This window comes from Desulfitobacterium chlororespirans DSM 11544 (assembly GCF_900143285.1).
In the GTDB taxonomy this organism is placed as follows: Bacteria; Bacillota; Desulfitobacteriia; order Desulfitobacteriales; family Desulfitobacteriaceae; genus Desulfitobacterium; species Desulfitobacterium chlororespirans.
In genome coordinates this window covers 449,980-465,861 of sequence record NZ_FRDN01000004.1, presented here as the reverse complement: position 1 = coordinate 465,861, position 15,882 = coordinate 449,980, and the positions used below count along the sequence as shown (strand labels likewise).

20 protein-coding genes are annotated in these 15,882 nt (G+C 49.9%); 10 read left to right on the top strand and 10 right to left on the bottom strand.

Annotated elements, in window-relative coordinates; all coding sequences use genetic code 11:
* Positions 1–140 precede the first annotated feature (140 nt).
* Genes BUA14_RS05030 through BUA14_RS05020 form a run of 3 tightly spaced genes read right to left on the bottom strand, consistent with a single transcriptional unit; the run spans position 141 to position 2,923 of the window.
* The gene (locus tag BUA14_RS05030) at positions 141–1,604 is read right to left on the bottom strand and encodes an ABC transporter ATP-binding protein (protein ID WP_072771566.1); all 1,464 of its coding nucleotides are present in this window, start codon (positions 1,602–1,604) and stop codon (positions 141–143) included.
* Positions 1,605–1,616: 12 nt separating this feature from the next.
* A complete protein-coding gene (locus BUA14_RS05025) occupies positions 1,617–2,315 on the bottom strand; it encodes an energy-coupling factor transporter transmembrane component T family protein (RefSeq protein WP_072771565.1) in 699 nt (232 codons plus the stop codon).
* Entirely contained in the window at positions 2,312–2,923 is a 612-nt protein-coding gene (locus BUA14_RS05020) for an MptD family putative ECF transporter S component (protein ID WP_072771564.1), read from the bottom strand. Before BUA14_RS05020 ends, BUA14_RS05025 begins: the two co-directional genes overlap by 4 nt.
* Positions 2,924–3,121: 198 nt before the next feature.
* Between BUA14_RS05020 and BUA14_RS05015 the strand changes: the two genes are divergently transcribed.
* From BUA14_RS05015 to BUA14_RS04990, 6 genes are all read left to right on the top strand, one after another.
* Positions 3,122–4,084, top strand: coding sequence for a helix-turn-helix domain-containing protein (locus BUA14_RS05015; RefSeq protein WP_072771563.1), 963 nt, complete (start codon positions 3,122–3,124; stop codon positions 4,082–4,084).
* Between the two features lie 204 nt (positions 4,085–4,288).
* Positions 4,289–5,200, top strand: a complete 912-nt coding sequence (locus BUA14_RS05010; protein ID WP_072771562.1) for an aminoglycoside phosphotransferase family protein — start codon at positions 4,289–4,291, stop codon at positions 5,198–5,200.
* Between the two features lie 19 nt (positions 5,201–5,219).
* A complete protein-coding gene (locus tag BUA14_RS05005) occupies positions 5,220–6,056 on the top strand; it encodes a VanW family protein (protein WP_072771561.1) in 837 nt (278 codons plus the stop codon).
* A gap of 70 nt (positions 6,057–6,126) precedes the next feature.
* A complete protein-coding gene (locus BUA14_RS05000) occupies positions 6,127–6,351 on the top strand; it encodes a PF20097 family protein (protein ID WP_072771560.1) in 225 nt (74 codons plus the stop codon).
* An 8-nt stretch (positions 6,352–6,359) separates the two neighbouring features.
* Positions 6,360–6,569: a DUF4085 family protein gene (locus BUA14_RS28955; protein ID WP_084078440.1), complete on the top strand. Its 210-nt coding sequence runs from the start codon at positions 6,360–6,362 to the stop codon at positions 6,567–6,569.
* A gap of 115 nt (positions 6,570–6,684) precedes the next feature.
* Positions 6,685–6,909 (top strand): hypothetical protein, encoded by a 225-nt coding sequence (locus tag BUA14_RS04990; protein WP_072771559.1) that lies wholly within the window; start codon positions 6,685–6,687, stop codon positions 6,907–6,909.
* 72 nt (positions 6,910–6,981) lie between these two features.
* On the opposite strand, the gene BUA14_RS04985 is transcribed toward BUA14_RS04990, so the two are convergent.
* The 3 genes from BUA14_RS04985 to BUA14_RS04975 form a co-directional block, all read right to left on the bottom strand.
* Positions 6,982–7,206, bottom strand: a complete 225-nt coding sequence (locus tag BUA14_RS04985; RefSeq protein ID WP_072771558.1) for a hypothetical protein — start codon at positions 7,204–7,206, stop codon at positions 6,982–6,984.
* A 3-nt stretch (positions 7,207–7,209) separates the two neighbouring features.
* Positions 7,210–7,635: an exoribonuclease R gene (locus BUA14_RS04980; RefSeq protein ID WP_084078438.1), complete on the bottom strand. Its 426-nt coding sequence runs from the start codon at positions 7,633–7,635 to the stop codon at positions 7,210–7,212.
* Positions 7,636–7,850: 215 nt separating this feature from the next.
* Entirely contained in the window at positions 7,851–8,642 is a 792-nt protein-coding gene (locus tag BUA14_RS04975; RefSeq protein WP_072771556.1) for a lipid II flippase Amj family protein, read from the bottom strand.
* Between the two features lie 199 nt (positions 8,643–8,841).
* Between BUA14_RS04975 and BUA14_RS04970 the strand changes: the two genes are divergently transcribed.
* Both BUA14_RS04970 and BUA14_RS04965 read left to right on the top strand, forming a co-directional pair.
* Positions 8,842–9,279 (top strand): MarR family winged helix-turn-helix transcriptional regulator, encoded by a 438-nt coding sequence (locus tag BUA14_RS04970; RefSeq protein ID WP_072771555.1) that lies wholly within the window; start codon positions 8,842–8,844, stop codon positions 9,277–9,279.
* 117 nt (positions 9,280–9,396) lie between these two features.
* Positions 9,397–10,158, top strand: a complete 762-nt coding sequence (locus tag BUA14_RS04965) for a 4Fe-4S binding protein (RefSeq protein ID WP_072771554.1) — start codon at positions 9,397–9,399, stop codon at positions 10,156–10,158.
* A 4-nt stretch (positions 10,159–10,162) separates the two neighbouring features.
* Here BUA14_RS04965 and BUA14_RS04960 read toward each other — a convergent pair whose 3' ends face one another.
* Genes BUA14_RS04960 through BUA14_RS04945 form a run of 4 tightly spaced genes read right to left on the bottom strand, consistent with a single transcriptional unit; the run spans position 10,163 to position 13,668 of the window.
* Entirely contained in the window at positions 10,163–10,960 is a 798-nt protein-coding gene (locus BUA14_RS04960) for an alpha/beta fold hydrolase (RefSeq protein ID WP_072771553.1), read from the bottom strand.
* Positions 10,957–12,153: a radical SAM/SPASM domain-containing protein gene (locus BUA14_RS04955; protein WP_072771552.1), complete on the bottom strand. Its 1,197-nt coding sequence runs from the start codon at positions 12,151–12,153 to the stop codon at positions 10,957–10,959. The genes BUA14_RS04960 and BUA14_RS04955 overlap by 4 nt, the downstream gene beginning before the upstream one ends.
* Entirely contained in the window at positions 12,146–13,048 is a 903-nt protein-coding gene (locus BUA14_RS04950) for a class I SAM-dependent methyltransferase (protein WP_072771551.1), read from the bottom strand. Before BUA14_RS04950 ends, BUA14_RS04955 begins: the two co-directional genes overlap by 8 nt.
* Positions 13,045–13,668: a class I SAM-dependent methyltransferase gene (locus BUA14_RS04945; protein WP_072771550.1), complete on the bottom strand. Its 624-nt coding sequence runs from the start codon at positions 13,666–13,668 to the stop codon at positions 13,045–13,047. The genes BUA14_RS04950 and BUA14_RS04945 overlap by 4 nt, the downstream gene beginning before the upstream one ends.
* A gap of 220 nt (positions 13,669–13,888) precedes the next feature.
* Here BUA14_RS04945 and BUA14_RS04940 point away from each other — a divergent pair, with 220 nt between their 5' ends.
* The gene (locus BUA14_RS04940) at positions 13,889–15,523 is read left to right on the top strand and encodes a DUF1538 domain-containing protein (protein ID WP_072771549.1); all 1,635 of its coding nucleotides are present in this window, start codon (positions 13,889–13,891) and stop codon (positions 15,521–15,523) included.
* On the top strand, positions 15,516–15,842 hold the full coding sequence (locus BUA14_RS04935; RefSeq protein WP_072771548.1) for a hypothetical protein: 327 nt from the start codon (positions 15,516–15,518) through the stop codon (positions 15,840–15,842). Before BUA14_RS04940 ends, BUA14_RS04935 begins: the two co-directional genes overlap by 8 nt.
* Positions 15,843–15,882: the final 40 nt, after the last annotated feature.

Sequence of the window (15,882 nt, the reverse complement as noted above, 5' to 3'; positions counted from 1 at the left end):
TTCATTAGTACTCTCTGCTAATTAGGATCAAGATTCTTTATCCTGACAAGGGGACGAGGAGAGCCGGTGTCAAATGAACAGGCCCGTTCATTTACACAGGCTTTTCTCTTAAAGAATATTTTTCTTAGAGGATATTCTTGCTATTCCAGGCCCATCACGAACAAAGCCCGAAGTCTTGCCTCGTTACCACGGGTTACCGCCAGATCCTCCGGCATTCGCCCTGCGTGGAAATGGAGGACCCGGGAGCAGGCTTGGCCAATCAATTCGACATCATGGGTCACCACAAAGATCACCTTACCCTGCTGGGCCAGCTTCTTCAGGAGTCCCGCCACCTGGGCCATGCCGTCATAGTCAAGGCCGCTGGTTGGTTCATCGAAAACAAGCACCTCTTTGCCGCATACCATGCTGACCGCTACGGCGACGCGCTGTTTCTGTCCGCCGGAGAGGGTGTTGGGATGACGCTCCTTCAGTCCTTGCAGGTCAAGCTCTGTGAGAGTCTTCTCGATCAGAGAGCGGTCCGGATTTTTGATGCCGAAGGCGCACTCTTTGCTCACACTCTCAGCAAAAAGCTGATAATTCACATCCTGCATGACCATATAGGCGCTTTTTCGCCTGGCTTTAGGCTGGGCTTCTTTGCCTTGCCAAAAAAAGCTGCCCCCGCAGTCCTTGTGCAGGCCGCAGAGGGCTCTGGAGAAAGTGGTTTTTCCTGTCCCGTTATGCCCGATCACACCGATGATTTCGCCGCTGGCAGCCTGCAGGGAGATATTCTCAAGAATAGTGTGCTTTTTATAGCGCAAATTTACGTCCTGCAGGGTCAGGACAGGGGAGCCGGTAAGGGTGCGCTTTTCCACAGGATGGACCCTATCGAGGTCCACGGCCCGCAGGCCCATGAGGGAGCGCGCATCATCGGGTAAAGCCGCCAGTTGGGAAGGGGTGTAAATTCCGGCGACCCGCCCTTCCTCCAGATAGACGATCCGATCCGCCAGATCCATAAGATAGTAGAGCCGGTGTTCGGCAATGAGCACCGTTTTTCCCTGGCTCTTGATCAGCCGCAGATGGTCCTTAAGTTCCCGGATGGCTTTCATGTCCAGATTCGAAGAGGGCTCATCCAGCAGATAAACTTGCGGATTCATGGCGTAAACAGAGGCAAAAGCGATTTTTTGCTTCTCCCCGCCGGACAGTTCAAAAATATTCCGTCCCAGCAGTTTCTGGATGCGGAGGTCCCCGGCCGTTTCCTTGACCCGCCGGTGCAGCTCCTCCGGTGGCAAAGCTTCGTTCTCAATGCCGAAGGCTATTTCGCTGTCGGTGTCCACGTTAAAAAACTGGGTGCGCGGGTTTTGGAAGACGGATCCCACTTTCCCGGCGATTTGGTACATGGGGGTCCGGGCAATATCCAGACCGTTGACCACCACCCGCCCGGTCAGTTCTCCGGCGAAGAAGTAGGGAATAAGACCGTTGACCAGCCGGGTGACGGTGGTTTTTCCACAGCCGCTGCGGCCGCAGAAAAGCACACATTCGCCGCTTTCAATGGTAAGGTTTAACTCTCTGAGGTTTCCGGAGGTTTGCCCGGCATAGGCAAAAGAAACATTTTCGAATTGGATCACTATTTCCCCTCCTTACAGGAACTGCCCTGCGGCAAAATATACCCCAAAGCAGAACACCGTCAACAGATCCACGAGTCCGAAGCGGATCCGGGTCAGACAGGTGCGGGGGGCAGGGTTCTCAATTCCCCGGGTGACCGAGGCAATGGACAGTTCGTCCGCAGCCCGGGAGGCCGACATCATGAGAGGGACGTACAGGCATTCCGCCGTCATGACAGGCTGGATGAGAAGCCCCTTGAGGGAAGGGGATACATCCCGCAGATGCATGGCGTCTTTAATGAAGCGCCAGTCCTCCCGGATGGTGGGCAGGTAGCGCAGCATAACCGCCAGGGGGATGGTCAGGGATTTGGGGGCGCGGATTCTGTGCATAGCGGAAAGAAATTCGCTGACTTTGGTGGTGGCAATCACAATCCCCGCCAGAAATCCGCTGGGGTAGACTTTATGGAACAGGCCCAGGAAGGCGATCAGAGTGGTTTGCAGAGTTGTCTCCCCACCGGCAAGGGAGGCTTTTGTCAAAAGAAACAGGACAGTGTAGGCCATCAGCCCCACCAAAGCGTAGAGTCCTTTCCCGCCTGAAACCCCCAGGAGGGCAATCATCGACACCAGCCCCAGTACATAACTCAGGCTGGGAGCCATAGCGGTTGAGAGGACACAGAGCAGAATCAGCAGGATTTTGGTCCGGGGATCGAACCTAAGGCGTGGGCTTCCGTTCATGCCGTGATGCCTGCCTTTTCAAATTGTTTTTTCAGCAGCCTGCTTCCTGCCCAGCCGCTGAGGGCCGCCACGGCCACGGTGCCGAAAAGGATCGCAAAAGGCATCCAGCCTTGGGCTGCGGCGTTCATGGTCTCGATATAACTTGCCGAGGTGCCGCCCTCCAGCATATAGCTGCCCCAAGTGACCGGGTCGGCAAAAAAGCAGAGATAGGAACCTGTGCAGCCAAGGCTCAGGCAGATATAGGCCAGGATGTTCATTTTGACACTCTTGTACTTCTTCGTTCCGGCAAGGAAATCACCCAGAATACCGCCCAGGACATACCCGAGATCCATCGCCCAGTGCATGCCGGTGGCAAACCAGATGATACCGATCAAGATCCCCGCCAGGGCGATGGGCCCGCGCTTGGGCACTTTGGCCACAAGCAGCAGAAACACGGGACCGCCCAAGAGTGCGGCGCTCAAAGGCATATAAAATGTGGTGACCGGGTTGGGAGCCAGAGGCAGTCCGCCGATGAGCATGGTAATCCAGAGCAGGGCTGTAAAGATGCCGATGGTGACCAGATCCTTAACGGTCAGGCCCTGCTTGTTCAGGTAAGTTTGATTGGCCATAGATAAATCCTCCTCAATAAAGGCTGGCATATCCCCTCCGATTGACGGTAATTTGGATATGTGCTAATATCACAGTTAGACGAGGCTAACTGTGATATCTCAAACATACTATGCCGGGGATTTTCGGGCAATGGTTCTGGTGGAGCTTCGTCTGTTTCCGATAAAATTGCGTCCGATCGTGGCAGGAGGGTGATCCCAGTGACCGATGTTATTGAGGAAGTCTATGCCCCCATCCTTACTCAAAACGGATTTGTTCCCAGACCGGAAAATAAGCGTTTCGGTGCAATGGGGTTATGCTGGGAGCTGATTGGGGATCATGGCGCGGGATACTACTGGACCTATGGGCAAAGAGATCTGTTTGATATAAAGATCCATGACTTTTATTTTAATCAGGACATGATTATTGAGTTCCGTTTGCCGGCCTGTCTGAGCATTACCTATTATGAGTCGGTTTCAGGTGAGGAGCTGACTCCTCGTCGCCCCCTGAGCGCCGGATGCACCAAGGCCTTTGTGGGAGGCGAGGCTCCTTGCCGGGTGCTGATTCACGGGGGAATCCCCGTTCGCTGCATTGGCATTGAGATCATGCCGGCCTATTATGAGGATTATCTGAGGCGGCAATATCCCGGAGAGTATGTGAATCCTTTGGCGGCCTTTCAAACTCTTGACCAGACCGAGCATTTCCCGGAGATGGTGCGGCTGCTGGAACAGGTGAAAAACTATCGGGGCAGCGGTATCGCGGCTAAGCTGTTTTACGAAGGCAAGGTCGCCGAGGCGGTATCCTTGGTGGTAGAGCGGCATAAAGGACATCTTCCGAGCACGAAGCTCCAGCTGGCAGACCGTGACAGAAAGCAGATCGAAACCGTAACCGCTTATATAAACGACCACTACCCCTGCGAACTGCCCCTGGAACAGCTCTCCAAGATTGCCTGCATGGGCACGACCAAGCTGAAAACCTCTTTCCGGATCGTTCATGACTGCACCATCACCGAGTACATCCAGCAGCGGCGGATGAGCCGGGCCCAATATCTGCTCTCTGGGACGGATCTTACCATCGGCCAGGTTGCCCAAACCGTGGGGTATAAAAGTGCCAGCCGTTTTGCCGAGCTATTTAAGAAGAGCATGGGTTTGCGGCCTGGTGAGTACCGTAAAATATCAGGCTGATTTGACCGGGTCGAAAGAAAGCTATCCCACTCTACGCGATAGGCGGTTATCTCTTGGGAAATGATCTTAATGATCTTCCTATAGATTTAGCCGCCTTTTTGTGTTTAGAATAAGAGAAGACGGACTAGTGTAACGCTGTTAAAAACATAATAAGGGTTGAAGAAAATGATTTCACTCATTTAGAGTCTGAAAGGAGGGGGACAAATGAAGAATATCAGGGGTTATGAAACCTTTGTCAGAGTTGAGCCGCTCCATAAAGGCTGGTCCAGTGATCAGAAATATTACATAGAAACTGCGGAGGGCAGGAGGCTTCTTCTGCGCATAGCCGATAGCTCGGAATACAGCAGAAAAAAGGCCGAGTTTGCAATGATGGGGCAGGTTGCGGCCTTAGGTGTGCCCATGTCTCACCCTGTGGATTTTGGAATATGTGACCATGGAAAGAGTGTGTATTTGCTGCTTACATGGTGTGAGGGCGAGGATGCGGAGCTTGTTCTGCCACGATTGACAGAGCAAGAGCAATACCGGCTGGGAAAGCAATCCGGTGAAATACTCAAACGGATTCATTCCCTTCCTGCTCCGGAAGAAAAGGAAGAATGGAGCAGCCGCTTTAACCGCAAGGCCAGCCATAAAATTGCAAAATATCAGGCCTGCGGGATAAAGCTGAACGGTGACGATGAAATGATCGGATACATCGAAAACAACCGTCATCTCCTTTCCGGCAGACTCCAGTGCTGTCAGCATGGTGATTATCATGTAGGCAATATGATCATCTCAGGAGAGAATACCCTGTCCATCATTGATTTCAACCGCTTTGATTTCGGTGATCCTTGGGAGGAATTCAACCGCATCGTGTGGAGCGCAGCAGTCAGTCCTCCATTCGCTACCGGTCAGCTTGACGGCTATTTTGGCGGAAAACCTCCCCTTGAATTTTTTAGACTGCTGATATTTTACATTTCCAGCAACCTGCTCTCCTCAATTCCCTGGGCCATCCCCTTTGGCAAAGAAGAAATTGACACAATGAAGAAACAGGCAGAGGAGGTACTAGGCTGGTTTGATAATATGAAGAATCCCGTTCCAACCTGGTATTGGCAGGAAAGAAATGAAAGCATGAAATGATTAAAGGGGGGTAAATGGCTTGAGCTACCGTTATCAAACCAGCAAGCCGGTTTCCCGTTCAAAACTGCGCATGACCTTAGGGAGGATATATTTCACCTGGCGGCGATATTGGCAGTGGACATTTAACCGGTCAAACAGATATGCTTTGAGCTCAGGAGAGAAGGAGCTTGCTCATGGTGTGGCAACCCATAAAACGCCATTGTACAGGCGTTTACGCCATGTGGATATGTGGCTGCAGGAAAATAAAGCAGCCAACTTGAAGTTGGCTTGCGGAAAAATTAACAAGATTCTGGTGAAACCAGGGGAGACTTTTTCCTTTTGGCGCTTGGTTGGGAAACCGACACAAGCTAAAGGCTATCGAAAAGGAATGGTTTTGACAAACGGCTCATTTACGGCGGGTGTGGGCGGCGGTTTGTGCCAGCTCTCCAACCTTATCTATTGGATGACTCTGCATACCCCCTTGACGATCACAGAACGCTGGCGCCACACCCATGACGTTTTTCCCGATGCCAACCGGACTCAGCCCTTCGGCAGTGGTGCAACAGTTGTCTATAATTATGTGGATCTGCAGATCAGAAATGATACTCCCTATGAATATCAACTGCTGGTTAGCGTGGGGGATAATGATTTGGAAGGGGAATGGCGATGTGAGCATCCCAGTTCACGCACCTTCCAAATCTATGAAAGCCAGCACTTAATCAAGCAGGAATGGTGGGGCGGTTATACAAGGCACAATGTGATCAAGCGGAAGGTGTTGGATTTAAGCGGCGACCTGCTCGCCGATGAGTTTGTCACAGAGAATCATGCGCTGATGATGTATGAACCCTTGCTTCAAGCGGGGGAAGAAAGCTATTGAGGCGTTCGCCCATGGCAGGAGCCAGGGGAGATAGGATAGAACACTATAATGGTGATAGGGGGTAGTTGCCATGGAAGAACTAAAGGTATGCCCGTACTGCAATGGAGATATGGTACAGGGTTATATTCAAAGTCCGAGAATCATTATATGGAGTAAGAAAAAACACAGGCTATCGTTTTTACCTAAAGAATATGAGGGCGATATTATGGTCAAGGGAGCCAATTTGTTAGGGGCGTATGAGCAGGCATATTGCTGTCAAAAGTGTGAAACCATCATAATTCGCGGAAATAATTAGGGCTTGTTATTTCGGGAGGTTTTACGAATATAAATCAAATTCGTTTTGAGGATTACAAGATACTTAAACGCGATTCCACTCTGGAAAAGTCGTGGTGGCTATATGATGAAGTATATAGAACAAGCGATAAATATGAATTGCATGTTTTGCTTTACAATGAGAGCTTAGAATTGGAAGAATTTATTATTTCGTTTGGGGCGATTTCGTTTAGTGCCTAAGACAATGCCGTCCTCGACTCTTCAAGATACACTGTGTGACAGCAAATTTATGAACATTATCCGAAATCATAGACAAGATAATTTACATTTTGAGGTGGGAAAGCAGGAAGGATCAATGCAAAAGCCGATTACTTCTTTAATTTTATTTGTTGTTGTGTTTATCGCCGCATATTTGATGCTTTGCTATTGGCCAGGTTTTCGGATTAAATTATATGCTCCACCGATGGAATACTTTGCTGAAAGCATAAAGCATATGGCAGTTTTTAAAACGCTGGTTTCAGCCGTTGTGGGGTTATTGGCGGCTGGTATAGCGTTCGTTGTTCATGGGCGAGCAAAATGAAAACCGGCAGAGCAAAAAAAGCAACCGGTTAGGGTTGCTTTGACGGATGATACAAATAGTTTTCAAGGCCCATTAAAGTCCTTTCCAAAAATCTTTCTCAGTTATATGAAGTTGTTTGCGCAGAATTCTATCCCATAGATTTTGAGGAATCTCTTTGCTAACGGCATGGCTTATTTTGGTTCGTAGAAGAGTTCCATCATTCAGGACTTTTTCATAGTACCAATGATCCGTGTTCCGGACCATGATCCAACCGTTTTTATCACAAAAATGCTTCAAATCTCCAAACTTTGGTGCCATAGTTTATAATCCTGCCAGCGCACGGATTTCATCATCGTTTTCGCACAACATAATCCTCAATATATAGGGAAAATGGTGTGTTCGGTTTGGCGAATGGAGAAATAACTGGGAACGTTTTAAATAATCTTGAGCATAGAGCTTAAGGTCTTCAATTAAGTCCGCAGCGGCTAAATCTAATGTCGAGTTGTTGACATAAATCTCAAGTGTGTCAAGGGCAAGTGTTATTGAGCCATCGTCTTCCTGAATAACTTCCGGATTTAATTTATAATCATCCAGTATCATCTTGAGCAGATCAACCCGAAGCATCGCGATTTGTTCGGTCTGCTTTCTTTTTACAATGGCAGGATTAAAAGAGTTAAATACAGAATCATACAGGGTTGAAAACTGACTTCTGGCTTCAGTAAACTGTAATTCAGTCAACATGGTCATTCCTCCCTCACCTCCAATAGTATCATATGCTGTACTTTATGTACAGTATGAGCAAAATGCGCAAATGATATAACTGAGAAGCAAAAAAAGTAGCCGGTTAGGGCTACTTTAGCGGAAATATATCATGAGATTCGCCGATAGAAAGCGTATTGATTTGCTTACTGGCTTCAAAAGCATATCCCAAATTACGCAATGCTGCAAATCGGAAACGAAAACTAAAGATAAAAAGCAGCAATCGCCTGGGCCAGCGGAACCAGCAGCAATTGTCCCAGGAATGTTCCCAGAAGCTTGGCACTCATCAAAAAAACGACCAGGGCTTTGACATCGGCGTAGGGGCGGTTGCCCCGCAAAGCCTGATCGGTAATAATCGAGGACTTAGGATCGACAAATAGCATGAAAATGATATTGGCTGAGGTGTTAAGGAAGCCGGCTGAAGCAGCCGCTGCCAGGCGGTGTCCTTCCGGAACAAGGATAGCGGCATAATAGGCCGACATGCCCCCGACGGTGTATATGCCGGTAACCAGGGTGTTAAGAGCGATCAGTTCTTTGGGGATTTTTTGGAAGGGAAGATTGCGAACCATTTTTTTGCTCGGCAAAGTAAAATAATGCAGCAACCGGCCCGGGCTGCGTATCTTTACAGCCTCCCGCACAATGGCAGGAACGGAACCGGCCCTCTCCAAATTAAACACAGCGCGGTGAAAAAACTGCAAAAAAGTGGGCATAAAAAGGATGCCGGCAAAGGTGCCGGCCGTGGCCGCCAAGATGAGTCTGCGCAATTGAGGAAGGGGATCTATGCTCTGGCTGATGGAACTGTCGATCAAGCTGCCGATCATAGGGGCTTGAATGGTATGGGCAACGAGGGAGATGAGGTAAAAGAGGTTGAACAGGGTGACTGATAAAGCAAACTGGCCGGTTTTGACAGAGTTCAGGCGTACGGCGTAGGCAAAGGTATCGATCATATGAATGATCATCGTCACAACCAATAATTCACCAAGACTGAAAGGCATAGATTCACCCCCGTCTTTGCTATGCTATGGCAAGGATGGGGGTAAAATAACTGAAATAATAATAGAAATTGATTTTTTCTTTTGTCTTGCAGCGGTAAGAGGTATTTGAATGATTGACACCTTGGAGGGGGCAATAGTAAAATAAATGTGTATATGCACATAATTCCGGCGCAAATAACATGATGGAAGGCACCCGATTATGAAACAACAGATCAATCCGAAGCGACCCAGCCCCTGTCATTGCATAAATATCCGCAGGGCTTCCCGGGCTGTTACCCAATTTTATGATGACATACTAAAGCCCAGTGGAATCACCACTTCCCAACTATCCCTGCTCAAGCATCTTGAAATAGCAGAAACAGCCACGATCAGCGAACTGGCCAAAAGGATGCGTATTGATCGCACGACTCTGAACCGCAATATGAAACCATTGATTGAGGCCGAATTCCTTGAGATTAAGCAGGGCAAAGATTCACGTACCCGGCAAATCTTGTTGACGGATAAAGGAAAAGATGCCGTAGCTAGGGGCTGGAAGTTATGGGGAGTGGCTCAAGCATCGTTAAAAGAATATATGGGTGAAGAAGACCTGGCCAAGCTTGTTGAATTGCTGTCGAAGCTGGAAGCGCTTGCCCCTTGAGGTGAAGGAGTATAAGGCAACTAAAGACGGGCGCCTTTTAAGGAATAATATGTGTATATGCACGTTGTTGTGAGCCGTTCATCCCGGCCGATTAAATAGTGAGGAGGACGTAAACCCATGAAAGAAAAGATTAAAAAGTTTATTTTGGATTTAGGCGTCGATGATGTGGGGTTTGCAAAAGTCGAAGATTACCACAGCCCAAAATCCTACCCCATCGCAAGTTTCTTGCCGGAGGCCAGGACGATTATCTCTTTGGTTTTCCAGGAGCTGGATACATGCGAAAGCCCCAGTGTCACGATCGCCATGAACGGTCGTCTGGACATGAACTCTTTTCAGCGGTCCTGCAGCTATCAGATCAATCGCTTCCTGAAAAGAGAATTTCGGGCCAAGGTCGTGGATATGCCATATTCTTATCCTATGGAATTACATAAGGACAGACCGGCAATAGCAGACTTTTCCCAGCGCCACGCGGCGGTGGCCGCTGGAATGGGAACCTTTGGCCGGCACAACCTCGTTATTCATCCGCGCTTCGGAACACGGATCGGGCTGACGGCGCTGATCACCAACCTTGAGATCGAGCCGAATGAAAAAATAGAACAGGACCTGTGCAGGCACTGCGATCTGTGCGTCAGGAACTGCCCGGCCGGGGCACTTGACGAAGCCGGCAAAACAAGTGTCGGCAAGTGTATCAGGAACTCCCAGCCTTATGGCTTAGGGGCGAACATCGCCTTTTGGCAAGAGTTCAGCGGCAGCTCACCAGAAGAACAAAAAAATATGTTTATGGAGGAAAGATATGGGCGGCTACAACAAGCTGGCTCTATGGGAATGCAGTATTACTGTTTTAATTGCATGAAATTTTGCCCGGTCGGGGTGCGTTAAGTGATTACCGGCTGCGGCGGCATACGTTCATCACGGTTCGGAGAGAGGATGATCCGGATATCGGAGAAAAATGCCCGCCATTGGGAAGCCGGTACAGGGTAGAGTGCCTAATTGCTGCCTGTAAGCCATAGTTGGTCTTGCGAATCATCTTGAAAGACTGATCGGAAAAGATCAGCATGGTTTCGCAGGATACCGCTCTGCTTCTTTGGATGTGATCGATTTTTTGGTATTCCTTCATCATGTCGATGTAGAAAGAATTAACTTGGTTGTTCCAGAGCCTGGAGGTAAGCTTCAGGCTTTGTAGTTTGGCCAGGCCCTTCAGGGCGGGGGCCAGTTCCAGGAGGGCAAGACACAATTTGTTATGGCTGAATTTTTGATAGAGGACACGAAAAAAGGGAGTATTGCAGAGGGTCATCCACCAGGGCAGATAGATCATGGTTTCGATCAGATACAGTCTGGATAGACGGTCTGGGTTGCGGATGGCATAATCCAAGGCAAAAATTCCCCCCAGGCAAAATCCGCACAATTCAAACTGGTTTAAACCCAGTTTGTCGGCTACCTGATCGATCAGCTTGCCGATTTCCAAAACGCCTGCCCCAGGGATAAAGTTGGAACGGCCATAACCGGGCAGGTCCAGGGCCACGATCATCCTGTCCGGAAACAGTTCTTTCATGTTTTTACCGGCGAACATCCTCCCATCTAAATTCAGACCGTGGAGGCAAAGGAGAGGGCTGCCTTTGCCGTATAAGGCGTAGTGGATGGTAAAGCCGCCATAGGTTAGGGTGCCATGGCCTGATTTCATGGCTGAATCCCACCCAGCAGGCGATAAAATTTAGGGAGGGCAGGAGGGCAGGAGCCTTTAGCCAGGCAGGAGCATTTTGGCCCGCCGGAAGCCTGGTGCATCTTCTGCCATACTTCCCGGACATCGTCGGTCAAAAGATTTCCATATCTGAGGTCCTCTAAAAAGTCACAGAGACCGAAGTTGCCGGCGGTATCCACATAGCTGTGCTGGGTGCCGGCACCGCAGCCGAACTGTTCGGCAGACTCAAAATAGGGAAAGACGGAAGCCTTCGGGTAGCGCAGATCACCGTTTAAAGTGATATGCAGCTGTTTGAGCCGGTCTTGTTCCTCCGCATAAAGCAGGGCAGCATGGGGGCCGGACAATTTGCCGCAGGGAAGAGGTTCCACGATCCGCATTTCGTGGATTCCTTCCCCCTTGAGCATTTCCGCCAGTGCAAATAGTTCTCCTTCTGCCATAAGCTCCCGGGTGCCCACCGTCTGGCTCATGGTATACAGCCCTGCTTCCCGGGCATTCCTGATTCCGTTCAAAGCATGGTCGTAGGCTCCCGGATATCCTCTCAGCTCATCATGCTTTTCTTTCCGCACGGAATCCAGGCTGAGGGCGATGCCGAATAATCCCGCCGACTTTAAAGCTGCCGCCCGCTCTAGAGTCAGGTTAAAGCCGGTGGAAAACACCAGGACCATGCTTTTCTGCCGGTCCACAGCAGCAATAATCTCTTCCAGATCATCCCTGAGCAGGGGCTCGCCCCCGGTAAAACCGATGATTCCCACCCCTAGATCCTGCAGTTTTTGAATAATCCTGATCAGGGAGGGGGTGCTCAGTTCATTTTGTCCGGCAGAGGCCGCACTGCAATGCCAGCAGTTGTACCGGCATTTCCCGGTGACGGCGATATAAGCGGAAATGGGAGCCAGGCGCTTCCCCTGGACATGATTATCGAAAAAATCTGCCCCTTCTCCCGGTACCTGCAGGGCTATATTCAAAAAGGCAGGAGAATTAAGGGGGGGAATAAAGGAGTTCAGGAGATAGCTCTGCTCATGCCGGATCAACCGGTCGTGTTTAATGGCATTGAGGCCGCATTGGACCATGTTCTTCAGCCGGTAGTTGGGGGAGGGGGAGAACCGGCGGTGGATTTCCAGAAAATTGGCCAGAGTCCCCTTGTCCAGGCACATCCGGGCGATCATCCGTTTATTCATTGGCTTTCCTCCTTCGAAGATTGCGTTGGCTGCAGCTGGGTTTTTGGTAAATCCCGTACACATAGCGGTGGGTGGTTCCGGTAAAATGATGGTCGGTTAAGAGCTGGACCAGATCGGCGAAAACGGCGGGATCTCTTAAATCCAGCATAATGTCGAAACCGGCCAGAGCGCCGGTGGATACGATAAATTCAGCTAATTCCCGGCTTGTCGGGAAATTAAAATCCTGAAATCCCGCTTGGCTCTTAATTTTAGTGAAGGAATATTTCTGGAACCAGCCGTCGAAGGCTGCTAAATTGCGGGGATTGGGCAGAGGCAGCATCAACTTGGTGATTTTATGAACATGCCGGGCTAACAGCCGGGGGTAGATGTGGGCCACTTGGGGCAGGGTGTCTTTGGTATTGACGATAACGGCCAGATAACCCCCCGGTTTCAGAACCCTGTGGCAGTGCCGGATGACTTGCAGGGGGTTCCGGTATTTGATGGCCCAGGCGCAGATCACAACATCAAAGGTACCATCGGCGCAGTCCGCCAAATAGTGCAGCATATCGGAGGTGATCAGGGAAGCATCTTCACCAAGGTTTTGGCGGGCCTCCCTCAGCATGCCGGAGGAAATATCGACCAGGGTCAGCCGGGAGGCAGGAAACAACCCCTGCATGGCTTGGGCATTGTAGCCGGTTCCTGCGGCCAGGTCCAGGATCTGTAAGGATTGGGAAGGGTCCAGGTGTTTGCTTAATTCCCCAATCATTTCATCATTATAGCGGTGCATGGTGCTTAAAAACCATTGCTCGTAGCCGGGGCTGACCAGACTGTAGGAGCTGCCGATATCCTCGCCGGCTACGATGTGCCCGCCCAGAAACAAACGGGCCACTTTAGGATACAAACGAAGCTTGCTCATAGTTCCACCTCTGCAGGTTTTTCTTTAGTGCCTGTCACCAGATAATCGCGGCTGTTCAGCCGGACAATGGTGCTGTTAAAACCGGCCTGGACCATCATGGCGGCCAGGGTGGCAGATGGGATGGGATAGATTTTTTCCAGCAGACACCGTTCCAGTGTAAAGAGCAGTTGAGCTCTTAAACTACCAGGAGAGAAATCCTGAATGATCAGCAGCCCATCATCCTGAAGGATTTGGGATAGTTTGCTCAGTGCCGGTTCTTGATCCGCAATGTGGTGAAAACAATCTCTTAAAATGATTACATCGTAGAGGGGCTCCGGGCTTACCTTTGCCAAGGTTTCATTAATAACTGTAACCCGGAGGTTCCGTTCTTTAGCGATGGCCGTCATCCTCTGGGCCGGGTCGATGATGGTAACGTCATGGCCCAGCTCCAGTAGGCTATGAGCCAATACCCCCGTACCCCCGCCGATATCGGCGATCTTAAGGGGTTCAGGCTGCCCGGGCCGGCCTTTAGCGGTCAGAGCCCTGATCTGGCTGAGGACAGCCTCATGATCGTCCAGCCGGAAAGTTTTCATAAAGTTATCATAGGAGCGGTAAAAAACATCAAACAGGATACTGGTCATGACAGCACCAGGTTCTTAAACTTCTTCTCTATGTAGGTAGGAACGGCGGAAAACGGATGTTCAGTCATAAGAAAGACCTCCCTTATAGTGTAATTTTACACTGTAAGGGAGGTTCTGTCTATAATGTTTGGCTACTCTGGTGGCTGAACAAGAATTCTTCCGGTGATAAAGTGTTGGCAGAAAAAGACAAGATACTTGTGCCTGTGCTATAATAATCAACATGAAATACTTTAACACGCTTAAAGAAGTTTTCATATCGTCCCTGCCCCTGGCCGCAGTGATTATCATTGTGTGCGGTTTTGTAGCGCCCATGGAAAATGCTTACGATTACGTAAAGCTGGCCGTGGGCTATCTGGGTGTGGTTGTCGGTCAGGCTTTGTTTTTGAACGGACTTGATATCAGTATTCTGCCTATAGGAAAACTGGTGGGCAGTTCACTGATCCGGCTGAAAAAAGCCCTTTTCATTATTATAGTCGGTTTTTTGTTCGGACTTCTGGCCACCGTCGCTGAACCGGCCCTGTGGGTATTGGCAAAGCAGACTCATATGATTATGGCAGGCGTCAACGAAATGCTCTTCGTATGGGTTCTGAGCACGGGAATAGGCCTGTTTGTCGGGTTCTCCCTGTTCAGAATTTTGAAAGACTTGAGTATCAAAATCGTTTTCGCTGTGTTTTATATTGTGATCTTTATGGTGGTCATTTTTGTTCCTGAACAGTTCATCGCTTTGGCCTTCGATGGCAGCGGAGCAACTACGGGTGATGTGTCAGTGCCCTTTATCCTGGCCTTAGGTTTGGGGATTTCCGCTACTATGTCCAAATCCAAAACCAATGAAGACACCTTCGGCATCATTGGCTTGGCCTCAGTGGGTCCGATCCTGGCGGTGTTTATTTATGGTCTCGTGCTCAAAGCGGCCTATGGGGGAGTAATCCCTCCCGCCGGGCTGTATAATCCGGGTGCGGTGGAGCATCTCGGTGAAATCATTCTGGACAATATGGGAGGCGTTGCCCTGGCCCTGTTCCCGATTGTGATTGTATTTTTACCCTTTCAGCTTTTTCTGATTAAGCTGTCGCAGAGGGAGTTTGTCAAGATTCTGCTGGGAACCCTTGTCGTCTACGTCGGTCTGCTCATCTTTTTGTCGGGAATCGATTTCGGCTTTGCCTTCGCCGGCAAATATATTGGTGAAGTCTTTCTGGATGCTGCCCGCCCTGGTTGGTTTAAATGGCTGCTGCTGGTGGTCGGGTTTGTGCTGGGCGCCGCCATCACCTTGTCGGAACCGGCCGTCACCGTACTGGGGGAACAGCTTGAAGAAATAACCAACGGTCATATTACGAAAATGTCGATACGCATGACCTTGGCCATCGGTATAGGCTTTGCCGCCTTGATCTGCATGGTGAAGATCCTGACTCAAATCAATATTCTTTGGTTTTTGATTCCTCTCTATGCTATAGCGCTGATTATGCTCAGATTTTCCTCCCGGCTTTTCGTGGGTCTGGCCTTCGACTCGGGAGGAGTTACAGGAGGTGCCTTGACATCAGCCTTTTTAACTCCCCTTACCCTCGGAACGGCCCAGGCTGTAGCCGCTTCAGCAGGACCAGGTGCCCAGTCGGTTTTGATCAACGGGTTCGGGATTATTGCCTTTATCTCGGTTACGCCCTTAATCGCCGTGCAGGCTTTAGGCATAATCTATGATATACGGCTTAAAAAAGAACAGAAACTCATCACTGAGGCTGAGGCAGAGGAGCTTGAGGAATTGGCAGCGCTTGCCGCCCAGGCCGGAACTGCTGAAACCAAGGATGTTCAGAAAAATACGAAGGAAGAGGGCTTAGCCATGGAGGTAAAGGATCGTCATGAATAATTGTTTAAACGGCTTGGTTTTTCTGACGCTGATCGCCGGAAGAAAGCAAAAAGAGGCGCTCTTAGAGGCCCTCACGGAGACGGGAGGGCGGCTGGTCAACATTGTCTATGGCCGGGGTACGGTCAACGCGGGGTACCTTAAAAGCATACTGGGGATGGTGCCGGAAGAAAACAAGGTGGTCATAACCTGTCTGCTGCCTGGAGAAAAAACCGATGCCGTGCTGGAAATGCTGATCAAGAAATTCAACTTTGATCGGCCGAACACAGGAATTGCCTTTACGACACCTGTGGAAGAGCTGTCGCTTGCTAAGCGATGTTAGTGCCTTGGACACTTTTAGCAATTTAAATTGCAGGAGATTA

Coding starts and splice junctions, on each gene's coding strand:
- BUA14_RS05025 (WP_072771565.1), bottom strand. CDS start 2,315: ATGAACGGAAGCCCACGCCTTAGGTTCGATCCCCGGACCAAAATCCTG.
- BUA14_RS05020 (WP_072771564.1), bottom strand. CDS start 2,923: ATGGCCAATCAAACTTACCTGAACAAGCAGGGCCTGACCGTTAAGGAT.
- BUA14_RS05010 (WP_072771562.1), top strand. CDS start 4,289: ATGAAGAATATCAGGGGTTATGAAACCTTTGTCAGAGTTGAGCCGCTC.
- BUA14_RS05000 (WP_072771560.1), top strand. CDS start 6,127: ATGGAAGAACTAAAGGTATGCCCGTACTGCAATGGAGATATGGTACAG.
- BUA14_RS04990 (WP_072771559.1), top strand. CDS start 6,685: ATGCAAAAGCCGATTACTTCTTTAATTTTATTTGTTGTTGTGTTTATC.
- BUA14_RS04985 (WP_072771558.1), bottom strand. CDS start 7,206: ATGGCACCAAAGTTTGGAGATTTGAAGCATTTTTGTGATAAAAACGGT.
- BUA14_RS04980 (WP_084078438.1), bottom strand. CDS start 7,635: ATGACCATGTTGACTGAATTACAGTTTACTGAAGCCAGAAGTCAGTTT.
- BUA14_RS04975 (WP_072771556.1), bottom strand. CDS start 8,642: ATGCCTTTCAGTCTTGGTGAATTATTGGTTGTGACGATGATCATTCAT.
- BUA14_RS04970 (WP_072771555.1), top strand. CDS start 8,842: ATGAAACAACAGATCAATCCGAAGCGACCCAGCCCCTGTCATTGCATA.
- BUA14_RS04965 (WP_072771554.1), top strand. CDS start 9,397: ATGAAAGAAAAGATTAAAAAGTTTATTTTGGATTTAGGCGTCGATGAT.
- BUA14_RS04960 (WP_072771553.1), bottom strand. CDS start 10,960: ATGAAATCAGGCCATGGCACCCTAACCTATGGCGGCTTTACCATCCAC.
- BUA14_RS04955 (WP_072771552.1), bottom strand. CDS start 12,153: ATGAATAAACGGATGATCGCCCGGATGTGCCTGGACAAGGGGACTCTG.
- BUA14_RS04950 (WP_072771551.1), bottom strand. CDS start 13,048: ATGAGCAAGCTTCGTTTGTATCCTAAAGTGGCCCGTTTGTTTCTGGGC.
- BUA14_RS04945 (WP_072771550.1), bottom strand. CDS start 13,668: ATGACCAGTATCCTGTTTGATGTTTTTTACCGCTCCTATGATAACTTT.
- BUA14_RS04940 (WP_072771549.1), top strand. CDS start 13,889: ATGAAATACTTTAACACGCTTAAAGAAGTTTTCATATCGTCCCTGCCC.
- BUA14_RS04935 (WP_072771548.1), top strand. CDS start 15,516: ATGAATAATTGTTTAAACGGCTTGGTTTTTCTGACGCTGATCGCCGGA.